This is a genomic window from Xylanimonas protaetiae (genome assembly GCF_004135385.1).
Taxonomy (GTDB): Bacteria; Actinomycetota; Actinomycetes; order Actinomycetales; family Cellulomonadaceae; genus Xylanimonas; species Xylanimonas protaetiae.
This window is the reverse complement of the sequence record NZ_CP035493.1, coordinates 278,171-290,538: the sequence shown is the minus strand read 5'-3', so window position 1 is coordinate 290,538 and position 12,368 is coordinate 278,171. Positions and strand designations below refer to the sequence as shown.

The window sequence follows — 12,368 nt, the reverse complement described above, 5'->3', positions numbered from 1 at the left end:
TGGAGGATTCGATGGAACAGCAGGTACTCGGCCGCACCGGCCGCCTCGTCTCGGTCGTGGGCCTGGGCACCTGGCAGCTCGGGGCCGACTGGGGCGAGGTCAGCGACGCGGACTCGCGCGCGGTGCTCGAGGCCTCGCTCGAGGCGGGGGTGACGTTCTACGACACCGCCGACGTCTACGGCGACGGACGCTCGGAGCAGGCCATCGGCGCCTTCGTCAAGGACCACCAGGACGCCGGGATCACCGTGGCCACGAAGATGGGCCGCCGCGTCGACCAGGTGCCCGAGAACTACGTGCTCGCCAGCTTCCGCGAGTGGACGGACCGGTCGCGCCGCAACCTCGGCGTCGACACCCTCGACCTCGTCCAGCTGCACTGCCCGCCGACGGCGGTCTACTCCACGCAGGAGGTGTACGACGCGCTCGACACCCTCGTCGCCGAGGGCGTCACGGCGAGCTACGGCGTGAGCGTCGAGACCACCGCGGAGGCGCTCGAGGCGATCAAGCGTCCCGGCGTCGCGTCCGTGCAGATCATCCTCAACGCGTTCCGCCACAAGCCGATCGAGGAGGTGCTGCCCGCGGCGTCGGCCGCCGGCGTCGGCATCATCGCGCGCGTGCCGCTCGCCTCGGGCCTGCTGACGGGGCGGTACACGAAGGACACGACGTTCGCCGAGAACGACCACCGGACGTACAACCGCCACGGCGCGGCGTTCGACGTCGGCGAGACCTTCTCGGGCGTCGACTACGAGACGGGCGTCAAGGCGGCCGCCGAGTTCGCCGACCTGGTCGCCGCGCTGCCCGGGGACGTCACCCCGGCGCAGGCCGCCATCGCGTGGGTGTGGCAGCAGCCGGGCGTCTCCACGGTCATCCCGGGCGCGCGCAACCCCGAGCAGGCCCGCCTCAACGCGGCCGCCGGGTCGGTGCCGGTGCTCGGGCCGCTGTTCCGGTCGGACGTCCGGGACCTGTACGACACCTACTTCCGCGAGGCGGTCCACGGGCGCTGGTGACCCCGGTCGCAGCACGCACGAGGCCCGGCACCCTGGAGGGTGCCGGGCCTCGTCGCGTCTCGGGTCAGCCCGCGAACGCCTCCGCGAGGAGCGTCTCCTGCTGGGCCGCGTGGAGCTTGTGCGTGCCCGCGGCCGTCGCCGCCGACGCCGGACGCGAGACGACGCGGACGGACGTGCGCAGCTCGGACGGCATCGCCAGGTGCAGGTACGACCACGCGCCCTGGTTCTGCGGCTCGTCCTGCACCCACACCTGGTCGGCGCCCGGGTACTTCGCCAGCTCGGCGACGAGCTCCTCGGTGGGCAGCGGGTAGAGCTGCTCGAGGCGGACGAGCGCCGTCGTCGTGTCGCCGCGGCGCGTGCGCTCGGCGAGCAGGTCGTAGTACACGCGGCCAGAGGAGAGGATCACGCGCGTCACGCCCGACGCCGGCACGGCGTCGTCGGCGATGACCGGACGGAACGTGCCCGAGGTGAACTCCTCGACGCCCGACGCCGCCGCCTTGAGGCGCAGCAGCTGCTTGGGCGTGAACACGACGAGCGGCTTGCGCGGGCGCTGGTAGGCCTGGCGGCGCAGCAGGTGGAAGTACGACGCCGGGGTCGACGGGTGCGCGACCACCATGTTGTCCTCCGCGGCGAGCTGCAGGAAGCGCTCGATGCGGGCGGACGAGTGGTCCGGTCCCTGGCCCTCGTAGCCGTGCGGCAGCAGCATGACCAGCGACGACGACTGGCCCCACTTCTGCTCGGCGGAGCTGATGAACTCGTCGATGACGGTCTGGGCGCCGTTGACGAAGTCGCCGAACTGCGCCTCCCACAGCACGAGCGCGTCCGGGCGCTCCACGGAGTAGCCGTACTCGAAGCCGAGCGCCGCGTACTCCGACAGCGAGGAGTCGTAGACCCAGAACTTGGCCTGCTCGCGGGTGAGGTAGCTCAGCGGCGTCCACTCGGCACCGTTGGTCCGGTCGTGGAAGACGGCGTGGCGCTGCGTGAACGTGCCGCGGCGCGAGTCCTGGCCGGCGAGGCGCACCGGGGTGCCCTCCATGAGCAGCGAGCCGAAGGCGAGGATCTCGCCGAAGCCCCAGTCGATGCCGCCGTCCTTGGACATGAGCTGGCGGGTCTCGAGCAGCTTGGCGAGCTTCGGGTGCACGGTGAAGCCCTCGGGCGGCGCGGTGTGCGCCTCGCCGATGCGCTCGACGATGGCGTGCGGCACGGCCGTCTGCCAGCCGACCATCGTCCCGGCGTCCTCGCGCTGCGACTCGGGGAGCTCCAGGCCGCCGACGTGCTCGGCCGTCGGCTTCGCGGCGACGCCCTGCTTGGTCTCGGTGAACACCCGCTCGAGCTGGAGCTGGTAGTCCTGCAGGGCCAGCTCGGCCTCCTCGACGGTGATGTCGCCGCGGGAGACGAGGTTCTCCGTGTACAGGCGGCGCACCGAGCGCTTGGCCTCGATGAGGTTGTACATGAGCGGCTGCGTCATCGACGGGTCGTCGCCCTCGTTGTGGCCACGACGGCGGTAGCAGATCATGTCGATCACGACGTCGCGGTCGAACTGCTCGCGGTAGGCGAAGGCCAGCTCGGCGACGCGCACCACGGCCTCGGGGTCGTCACCGTTGACGTGGAACACCGGGACCTGGAAGCCCTTGGCGATGTCCGTGGCGTACGTCGTGGAGCGCGAGCTCGACGGCCCGGTGGTGAAGCCCACCTGGTTGTTGACGATGACGTGGATCGTGCCGCCGGTGCGGTAGCCGCGCAGCTGCGCGAGGTTGAGCACCTCGGGCACCACGCCCTGGCCGGCGAACGCGGCGTCGCCGTGCACGAGGATCGGCAGCACGGAGAAGCCGTCGCCGCCCAGGTCGATGCGGTCCTGCTTGGCGCGCACGATGCCCTCGAGCACCGGGTCCACGGCCTCCAGGTGCGACGGGTTCGCCGCCAGGTGCACCTTCGTCGTCGCGCCGGTCTCGGCGGTGAAGACGCCCTCGGTGCCCAGGTGGTACTTGACGTCGCCGGAGCCCTGCACGGAGCGCGGGTCGAGCTGGCCCTCGAACTCCTTGAAGATCTGGCCGTACGACTTGCCCGCGATGTTGGCGAGCACGTTGAGGCGGCCGCGGTGCGACATGCCCAGGCCCACCTCGTCGAGCCCGCTCTCGGCGGCCTTCGACAGGATGGCGTCGAGCAGCGGGATGAGGGACTCGCCGCCCTCGAGCGAGAAGCGCTTCTGGCCCACGAACTTGGTCTGCAGGAACGTCTCGAACGCCTCGGCCGAGTTGAGGCGGCGCAGGATGCGCAGCTGGTCCTCGCGGGGCGTCTTGGCGTAGCCGGTCTCGATCCGGTCCTGGATCCACTTGCGCTGCACGCGGTCGGCGATGTGCATGTACTCGATGCCGATGCTGCGGCAGTACGAGTCGCGCAGCAGGCCGAGCGTGTCGCGCAGGGTCGCCTTGGGCTTGCCGCCGAACCCGGCCGTGGGGAACGTGCGGTCGAGGTCCCACAGCGTCAGGCCGTGGTTCTGCACGTCGAGGTCCGGGTGCTTGCGCTGGCGGTAGGCCAGCGGGTCGGTGTCGGCCATGAGGTGGCCGCGGGACCGGTAGGAGTGGATCAGCTCGGCGATGCGCGCGGGCTTCGCAGCCTCGTCGTCGGCGTCGTGCACGTTGTCGCGGACCCAGCGGATGGGCTCGTACGGCACGCGCAGGGACGTGAAGACGCGGTCGTAGAACCCGTCCAGGCCCAGGAGCTTGTCGCCGATGATCTTGAGGAACTCGCCGGACTGCGCGCCCTGGATGATGCGGTGGTCGTAGGTCGACGTGAGCGTCATGACCTTCGAGACGCCCATCTTCGAGAGCTGCTCGACGCTCGCGCCCGCGAACTCGGCGGGGTAGTCCATCGCGCCGACGCCGACGATCGTGCCCTGGCCCTGCATGAGGCGCGGCACCGAGTGCACGGTGCCGATGCCGCCCGGGTTGGTCAGGGAGATCGTGGTGCCCTGGAAGTCCTCGACGGTCAGGCGGCCGTTGCGCGCCTTGCGCACCAGGTCCTCGTAGGCCGCGACGAACGCAGCGAAGTCCAGCGAGCCGGCGTCCTTGATCGACGGCACCAGGAGCTGGCGCGAGCCGTCCTCCTTGGCCAGGTCGATCGCCAGGCCGAACCCGACGCCGGCCGGCTGCACGATGCCCGGCTTGCCGTCGACGAGCGTGTAGTGGGCGTTCATGACCGGCATGTCGGCCAGGGCCTCGACCAGCGCGTACCCGATGAGGTGCGTGAACGAGACCTTCCCGCCGCGCGCCCGCGTCAGGTGGTTGTTGATGACGATGCGGTTGTCCACCATGAGCTTGGCGGGCACGGCACGCACCGAGGTGGCCGTGGGGACCTCGAGGGAGGCCTCCATGTTGACGACCACGCGAGCGGCCGGGCCGCGCAGCTTGCTCGTCTCGTCGGACGTCCGGGCCGGGCGCGGCGCCTTGGCCACCGCGACCTCCGCGTAGGGCGCCGAGGCCGGCTGCGCGGTGGCGACGGGGCGCTCGGCGGGCAGCGGCTCGACGACGCGGGCCACCGGGGCCGGCACCGGGGCGGCCACCGGGGCCGGGGCGGCCACCGGGGCCGGCTGCGCGGGAGCGGGGACGGCGGCGGCCGGAGCGGGCGCCGGGGCGGTCGCGGCGGGGGCGGCGGCCGTGGCGGCGCCGTTCGCCGTCGGGACGTAGCCCTCGAAGAAGTCCCACCACGCGGGGTCCACCGCGTCGCGATCCTTCAGGTACTGCTCGTACAGCTCGTCCACAAGCCCTGCATTGGCTCCGAACGATGCTCCGGCGCTCTCGCTGATCGACGCTGACTCAGCCTTCGAGGACACCACGCGGTCTCGCCCACCTTCACGTGTTGCTGTATAGGGGTTCGTGGCAGCAGGTGAGATTCGTGGCACACCCGCCGACGGTCCCCCAGCCTATGCCTTGCAGGACGGCCGCCCGCGGCCGTCCACGGGCCGTCTGCGGGCCGATGACGGGCGTGTTGCCGGAGGGTCGGCGAAGGGCAAAGCCCGGGCAAGCGAGGCCCCCGGGCGACGGGTGAATCGTCAACCGTCGGCAACCGGCGCCCCCGCGGGCGCGCCCCCGGGGGCGACGCGTGTGACGCATGTCACGCGACCGCGTCTCACCGGCGGTCCCGACGGCTCAGGTGTCGGTGGCCGTGGTGACCCCGGGCGCCGGGTGCGCCTTGGCCGGGAGCACGAGCCGCATCACGGCGCCCGTGCCGTCGGGGGAGTCGGCGACGGCGACGTGCCCGCCGTGCAGGTCCACCGCCCACCGGACGATCGCCAGCCCGATCCCCGTGCCGCCGCTCGCCGTCACCTTGCCGCGCGCGAACCGCTCGAAGACGCGCTCGCGGTCCTCCTTGGCGATCCCCGGCCCGTCGTCGGCCACCTCGATGACGACGTCGTCGCCCTGCGGGTAGGCGTCCAGCCGGATCTCCCCGCCGGCCGGCGAGTGCCGGATGGCGTTCTGGAGCAGGTTGACCACGATCTGCCGCAGCCGCTCGGCGTCCGCCTCGAGCACGAGGTCCGCCGGTGTCACGTCGACGACGTAGCGCAGGTTCTTGACCGCCTCGACCATGCTCAGCGCGTCCGCGCACTCCTCGAGGAAGTCGCCCACGGCGATCTCGCCGATCGTCAGCGCCGACGCGCCCGCCTCCACCCGCGAGAGGTCGAGCAGGTAGGTGACGAGCCGGGTCAGCCGCTCCGTCTGCGCGAGCGAGAGCTCGAGCGTCGCGGGTGTCGGCTCCGTGACGCCGTCGACCATGTTCTCGAGCTGCGCCTGGAGCGCCGCGACGGGCGTGCGCAGCTCGTGCGAGACGTTCGCGATGAGGTCGCGCCGCGTGCGGTCCGACGACTCGAGGTCCTGCGCCATCTGGTTGAACGCCGCCGCGAGCGTGCCCACCTCGTCGCGGCTCGTGGCCGTGACGCGCAGGTCGTAGTGCCCGCTCGCCATGGCCTCGACCGCGGCCGTCATCTCCCGCAGCGGCGACGTCATGCCCCGCGCGAGCACCTGGGTCAGCACCAGGGACAGCACGATCACCAGCGGGAACGTGCGGCTGGGGCCCAGGTGCACGCGCAGCCCCAGCCACGTCATCGCCGCGGCGAACGTGACGGCGGCGACCACCAGGACGCCCAGCTTGATCTTGATCGACCTCAGCGGGTCGAGCGGACGCAGCGCCATGAGCGTCGGGTCAGGCGGCGGGCGGCTCGAACGCGTACCCGACGCCGTGCACCGTACGGATCAGGTCCGGGCCGAGCTTGCGGCGCAGCGCCTTGATGTGCGAGTCGACCGTGCGGGTCCCGCTCGCGTCCGCCCAGTCCCACACCTCGGCGAGCAGGCGCTCGCGCGTGAGCACCGTCTTGGGGGAGGAGGCAAGCATGACCAGCAGCTCGAACTCCGTCGGCGTCAGGTGCACCTCCTCGCCCGCCCGGTGGACGCGGCGCTGCGCCTTGTCGATCGTCACGTCGCCCATGACGAGCGGCGGGTCCGCGGGCGCGGCAGCGGACGCGCGCAGGGTCCGCTCGGTGCGCCGCAGGAGCGCCTTGACGCGCGCCACGAGCTCGCGCATCGAGAACGGCTTGGTCATGTAGTCGTCGGCGCCGACGCCGAGGCCCACGAGCATGTCCGTCTCGTCGTCGCGCGCGGTGAGCATGAGGATCGGCACGGGGTTCTCGGCCTGGATGCGCCGGGTCACCTCGAGCCCGTCGATGCCGGGCAGCATGACGTCGAGGACGACGGCGTCGGGCCGCAGGCGGGCCGCGGCGTCGACGGCGGACAGGCCGTCGCGGGCGACCTCGACCCGCCAGCCCTCCGCGGTCAGGCGCTGGGCGACGGCCGTGGCGATCGCGGGCTCGTCCTCGACCACCAGGATGGTGGCCGCCGAAGCGTTCGGGGAGTTCAGCGGGGTGACCTCGGGTGCCATGCCTCAAATGTGGCACACGAGCGCACGCGAAGCCGGGTGCCTGGCCGTTAACATCGAGCCACCATGGATGATCCCCGACATACGAACGTCCCCCGGAGCCGTGCATGACCGGCGAGTGGCTGATGGTCGCCCTCGGTGTGCTGCTCACCGCCGGCACCGCGCTCTTCGTCGCCGGCGAGTTCGCCCTGGTCACGCTGGACCCCGCGACCGTCGGCGACCGTGACGGCTGGCGGGACCGGTCCGTGCGCGACGGGCTCAAGCACCTGTCGATCGAGCTCAGCTCCGCCCAGGTGGGCGTCACGATCACCACGATCCTGCTCGGCTACACGGCGCAGCCCGCGCTGCTGAACCTCTTCTCGGCGGGGCTGCAGGCGACGCCCGTCGCACCGACCCTCGCCGCGGTGCTCGCCGGGTTCTTCGGCCTCGTCGTCGTGAACGTGTTCTCGATGGTCGTGGGCGAGCTCATCCCCAAGAACTTCGCGCTCTCCGCGCCGTACGCCACCGCGCGCCAGGTGGTGCCGCTGCTGCGCGTCTTCACGCGCACCGCCAAGCCGCTCATCCTGCTGCTCAACCGGTCGGCCAACGGCTTGCTGCGCCGCGTCGGCGTCGAGCCGCGCGAGGAGCTCTCGGGCGCCCGCTCGGCCCCCGAGCTGCTCTCGCTCGTCAAGCGGTCCGCCCAGGAGGGCACCCTCGACGTCGGCGTCGCGACGCTGCTGACCAACTCGATCGAGCTCGACGAGCTCTCCGCCCGCGACGTCATGACCGACCGCCTGCGCATGGCCGTCGTCGGGCGCGACGACTCCGCCGACCAGGTCATCGCGCTCGCGCGCCGCACGGGGCACTCCCGGTTTCCCGTCATCGGCGAGGACCGCGACGACGTCGTGGGCATCGTGCACCTGCGCCGCGCCGTCGGCGTGCCGTTCGAGCGGCGGGCCGAGGTGCCCGCCGCCGCGCTCATGGGCGACGCGCCCCGCGTGCCGGAGACGGTGCGCCTGGGGCCGCTGCTCGTCGAGCTGCGCTCGTTCGGCCTGCAGATGGCGGTCGTCGTGGACGAGTACGGCGGCACGTCCGGCATCGTCACGCTCGAGGACGTCGTCGAGGAGCTCGTCGGCGACGTCGCCGACGAGCACGACCCGCGGCGTGCCGGGGCCGTGCGGGCTGCGGACGGCTCGTGGGTGGTGCCCGGCGTCATGCGGCCCGACGAGCTCGAGGAGACCACGGGGCTCCTCGTGCCCGAGGACCCCGCCTACGAGACGCTCGGTGGCCTGGTCATGGCCCGCCTCGGCCGGCTGCCCGCCGTGGGCGACACCGTCGAGGTGACCGAGCGCGGGCACACCGTGCGGCTGCGCGTCGAGTCCATGACCGGGCGGCGCGCCGAGCGCGTGCGCGTGCTCGGCCTCCCGGCGGAGGTGGCCGAGTGACGCACGAGATGAGCACCCCCCTCGCCATCGTCATCGGCGTGCTGCTGCTCGCCGGCAACGCGTTCTTCGTCGGCGCCGAGTTCGCCATCATCTCCGCGCGCCGCTCCGCCATCGAGCCGCGCGCCGCCGCGGGGGAGCGGCGCGCCCAGGTGGTGCTGTGGGCCATGGAGCACGTCTCCCTCATGCTCGCCGCCGCCCAGCTCGGCGTGACCGTGTGCTCCACCGGCCTGGGCATCGTGGCCGAGCCCGCCGTGGCCGCGCTGCTCGAGGGGCCCTTCCACACGCTCGGCGTGCCCGAGAGCCTCGTGCACCCCGTCGCGTTCGTCGTGGCGCTCGCCGTCGTCGTCTACCTGCACGTGGTGCTCGGCGAGATGGTGCCCAAGAACCTGGCGGTCGCCGGGCCCGAGCGCGCGGTGCTGTGGTTCGGGCCGCCTCTCGTCATGGTGGCCCGCGTGATGCGGCCCGTCATCGTGGCCCTCAACTGGGTGGCCAACCACGCGGTGCGGCTCGCCGGCGTCGAGCCCAAGGACGAGATCGCCTCCGCGTTCACCGCCCAGGAGGTGCAGTCGATCGTCGAGCACTCGCAGGCCGAGGGACTCCTCAACGACGAGCAGGGCCTGCTCGGCTCCGCGATCGAGTTCTCCGCGCGCACGGCGGGCGACGTCATGGTCCCCGTCGAGAGCCTCGTGACGGTCGCCGAGGGCGTGACGCCCGACGACGTCGAGCACCTCGTCGCCCGCACCGGGTTCTCGCGCTTCCCGTTCGTGACCCCCGGCGGGGCGTCGCCCGACGTCGTGGGCTACCTGCACCTCAAGGACGTGCTCTACGCGACCGGCGGCGACCGGCACACGCCCGTGCCGACGTTCCGCGTGCGGGCGCTCGCGACGGTCGCGCCCGGGGACGAGGTGGAGGACGCGCTGCGGGCCATGCAGCGTACGGGCGCGCACCTGGCCCGCGTCGAGGGTCCCGCCGGCGTCGCCGGCGTGGTGTTCCTCGAGGACATCCTCGAGGAGCTCGTCGGCGAGGTGCGCGACGCCATGCAGCGGCGGCTCCCGCGCGGCTGAGCGCGCCGCCGCGGGCCGACGGTGGGCCGGCTGGGATCCGCTGCGCCCCGGCGTGAGATGGGTCACGGCGGGCGCGACACGCCGCAGGCCGCGCCGGGCCCGGGCCGTGGACCTGGTTCCAGGGGCTTGGCTTCACCCGGCCGGGCCGTTATGGTTCCGTGACGGACGGCCTGGGCATCGTTTTCCACCGTCCTGACCAGCAGCACAGCGAACGCAGCGAAGCGCGGCGCCCGGCGACGGGCGACCTGGACGGGAGGTGGACGTGGAGCCAGCGAGCGCCACGTCGGGCTCCCGCCCGGCCCTGATGACGCGACGCGAGCGCCGCGAGGCCGAGGAGCGGGCCCGCGAGGAGGCGCTGCGGGCCGGCGGCCACTCCGGGGACACGGTCGTGGTCGGCGGGATCCGGTTCCACGGGCCCGCGCCCGTCAGCCCCGTCCTCGGCAACCCGGTGGTGCCGTCCGTGTCGGTGCGCCGGCCGGTCGCCGCGCCGCAGGCCTCTCCGTCCGCGCCGCGCCAGACGGCGGCCCCGCAGCCCTCGCGCGTCGCGCCGCCGGCGTCCCCCTCGGTCGTCGTGCCGGCCCCCGCCTCCGCGCCGCGTCTGGCGCCCGCTCCGGCGTCGCGGCCCGCGGCCCCGCCGGTGCCGGCTCCCGTCCGGCCCGCCGTCCCGCTGCAGGCTCCGGCCCCGCTGGGGGCTCCCGCCCGTGCCTTCTCCGCGCCCGTCCACGCCCCGGTACCCCTGGCGGCTCCGGCTCCCGTTCTCTTCCCTCGGGCCGACACCGCGGTCGCCCCGGCGCCCGCCCCCGAGGCGGACAACCCCGCGCCGATGTCGACCCCGGTCGCCGCCGGGCTGCCCTCGCGGGCCGAGCGGGCCGGCCGCGAGCCGGCGACCGAGCGCGCCGAGGAGCCCGTGCGGCACCGCGCCTGGCTGCCGCGCGTCGCGGTGCTCGGCGCGCTCGCCGCCGCGACCATCGCCGCGCCCATGGCGCCGGGCGGTCCGGTCGTGGGCAGCGGCAACGGCACGTCGCCGTTCGCGCTGGACCTGGCCCCGTCGGGCCCCTCGACGCTCGACGTCGTCACGGCGCGCGCCGCGGCGCCGAAGATGGCCCCGGGCATCATGGCGGCCGCGCCCGACGTGTCCCGCGAGGTGTCGGCGGCGTCGCGCTCGGAGGACCGGGACGACCCGCTGCCCGGCTGCGACCCCAACGTGACCGTGACCAGCACGAACGGACACCTCACGGACGCCGAGCTGTGCGACCTGCCGTTCGCGCCGGGATACCAGCTCTCGACGCGCGCCGCGGTCGCGCTGACGGCGCTCAACGACGCCTTCCGCGACGAGTTCGGCCAGGACATCGCGCTCGTGGACAGCTACCGGTCGCTGGGCCGCCAGTACTCGGTCAAGGAGTCGCGCGGCTACCTCGCGGCCAAGCCCGGCACGTCGATGCACGGCCTCGGCCTGGCCATCGACCTCGCCGGGTCGGTCACAGGTAACACCGCCGCCTACAAGTGGCTCGTGCAGAACGGCGCGGCGTACGGCTGGGAGAACCCGCCGTGGGCGCGCCGCGGCGGCCAGGGCAACTACGAGCCGTGGCACTTCGAGTTCCGGCCCGGCGTCGAGCAGATCACCACCTGGCACTGAGGCCAGCGCCGAGCGGCCGGGGCGCTACGCCTCGAAGGTCGTGTTGGCCCCGAAGTCCTGGCGGAACGCCGGACCCGTCGTCGCGAGCTCCCGCGCGAACGACGTCGCCCACTGCGAGTACGGGTCGACGGCGAGCGACTCGTTCGAGAACCGCCGGTCGTCCGTGAGCTCCGTGACGCAGAAGTCGGGGATCTGCAGGTCGACGACAGGCCCCGAGCGCTCGACCTCGGCGACGAGGAGCGGGTGGTTGGTGCCGCCGAACTCGTCGATCACCCAGCCGTCCTGGCCCAGCCAGGTCGCGTAGCGCGTCTTGAGGATCTGCGCGCCCCCGCGGCGGACCAGCTCGACCCCGACGCTCGGCTCGAGCTCGCGCTCGGCCTCGTAGCGCGTGCCCCCGACGCTCGGCCCCTTCACGGTGACGGCGGCGAAGTCGAAGGCGGACGTGTGCCGCGCGAGCACGTCGCGCGCGTCGGACGACGCGGTCAGCCGCGCCTCGACGCCCGACGCCTGGACCCGCACCCGGAGCGCGTACCCGCCGTCGGACAGGAAGTAGCTCTGGACGATGAGCGCGGGCGTGTCTCGCAGCGGGGCGGGCAGCTCGCGCACCAGGAACCGGCGCTCGAACTCGAAGTCGGCGTAGCCCGGGGTCTCGTCGGTCATGCCGCCAGCGTAGCGATCGACCGGGCGACGGCCTCGGCGCCGAACCCGAACGCGTCGGCGGGGTCGCCGCCCAGCTGGAACGCCCCGGAGAGCTCCATCGTGAGGAACCCGTAGGCCCAGGCCGTCACGGTGCGGGCGGCGTCGAGCGCGCGGGCGGGCCCGACCATCTCCTCGCAGGCGCGCAGGACGGCGGCGCTCGCCGGCAGGAGCGCGTCGCGCGGGGGAGCGGCGCCGGCCGGGAGCGGGGCGAAGAGCAGGCCGAAGAGGCGCGGGTGCGCGTGGGCGTGCCGCCGCAGCGCGCGGGCGAGCGCGACGATCCGGCGGGCGGGGTCCGGCTCGGCGGCGGCCGCGGCGTCGAGAGCCGCGGCCAGCTCGCGGGTCGCGCCGTCGACGACGAGGCCGAGCAGGTGCTCGCGGCTGCGGACGCGCTTGTAGAGCGAGGGTGCGCGGACGCCGACCTGCGCGGCGACCGCCTGCATGGTCAGCGCGTCGGGGCCGCCGGCCTCGACGAGGGCGCGGGCGGCGGCGACGACCTCGTCCGTCGTGGTCCTTCCGGGCGTGGGCATCAGGGATCCTTCAGGGGCATCTCGGAGGCTATTGACATTAGCCATGATGGCTACTTAGCGTAGCCATCATCGACCGTACCTGCTCG

At 73.6% G+C, this 12,368-nt stretch carries 9 protein-coding genes; 4 read left to right on the top strand and 5 right to left on the bottom strand.

The features are described 5' to 3' along the window. Positions 1-11 precede the first annotated feature (11 nt). Complete coding sequence (locus ET471_RS01295) at positions 12-1,004, top strand: aldo/keto reductase (RefSeq protein ID WP_129186252.1); 993 nt, start codon at positions 12-14, stop codon at positions 1,002-1,004. 64 nt (positions 1,005-1,068) lie between these two features. Here ET471_RS01295 and ET471_RS01290 read toward each other — a convergent pair whose 3' ends face one another. The 3 genes from ET471_RS01290 to ET471_RS01280 all read right to left on the bottom strand — a co-directional run bounded on the left by ET471_RS01290 (position 1,069) and on the right by ET471_RS01280 (position 6,935). Beyond that, on the bottom strand, positions 1,069-4,839 hold the full coding sequence (locus ET471_RS01290) for a multifunctional oxoglutarate decarboxylase/oxoglutarate dehydrogenase thiamine pyrophosphate-binding subunit/dihydrolipoyllysine-residue succinyltransferase subunit (RefSeq protein ID WP_129186251.1): 3,771 nt from the start codon (positions 4,837-4,839) through the stop codon (positions 1,069-1,071). 313 nt (positions 4,840-5,152) lie between these two features. Further along, a complete protein-coding gene (locus tag ET471_RS01285; RefSeq protein ID WP_129186250.1) occupies positions 5,153-6,193 on the bottom strand; it encodes a HAMP domain-containing sensor histidine kinase in 1,041 nt (346 codons plus the stop codon). A 10-nt stretch (positions 6,194-6,203) separates the two neighbouring features. Further along, entirely contained in the window at positions 6,204-6,935 is a 732-nt protein-coding gene (locus tag ET471_RS01280; protein WP_129186249.1) for a response regulator transcription factor, read from the bottom strand. A 104-nt stretch (positions 6,936-7,039) separates the two neighbouring features. On the opposite strand from ET471_RS01280, the gene ET471_RS01275 reads away from it, so the two are divergent. The 3 genes from ET471_RS01275 (at position 7,040) to ET471_RS18315 (ending at position 11,056) form a co-directional block, all read left to right on the top strand. Next, complete coding sequence (locus tag ET471_RS01275) at positions 7,040-8,356, top strand: hemolysin family protein (RefSeq protein ID WP_129186248.1); 1,317 nt, start codon at positions 7,040-7,042, stop codon at positions 8,354-8,356. 8 nt (positions 8,357-8,364) lie between these two features. Further along, positions 8,365-9,420, top strand: a complete 1,056-nt coding sequence (locus ET471_RS01270) for a hemolysin family protein (protein ID WP_129186247.1) — start codon at positions 8,365-8,367, stop codon at positions 9,418-9,420. A 262-nt stretch (positions 9,421-9,682) separates the two neighbouring features. Further along, positions 9,683-11,056, top strand: coding sequence for a M15 family metallopeptidase (locus tag ET471_RS18315; RefSeq protein WP_242496364.1), 1,374 nt, complete (start codon positions 9,683-9,685; stop codon positions 11,054-11,056). A 24-nt stretch (positions 11,057-11,080) separates the two neighbouring features. Here the strand turns inward: ET471_RS18315 and ET471_RS01260 are convergent, their stop codons facing one another. Both ET471_RS01260 and ET471_RS01255 read right to left on the bottom strand, forming a co-directional pair. Beyond that, positions 11,081-11,716: a CYTH domain-containing protein gene (locus tag ET471_RS01260; protein WP_129186246.1), complete on the bottom strand. Its 636-nt coding sequence runs from the start codon at positions 11,714-11,716 to the stop codon at positions 11,081-11,083. Further along, positions 11,713-12,282 carry a TetR/AcrR family transcriptional regulator gene (locus ET471_RS01255; protein WP_129186245.1) on the bottom strand — a complete coding sequence of 190 codons (570 nt, stop codon included), beginning with the start codon at positions 12,280-12,282 and terminating at the stop codon, positions 11,713-11,715. Before ET471_RS01255 ends, ET471_RS01260 begins: the two co-directional genes overlap by 4 nt. Between the last annotated feature and the right edge of the window lie 86 nt (positions 12,283-12,368).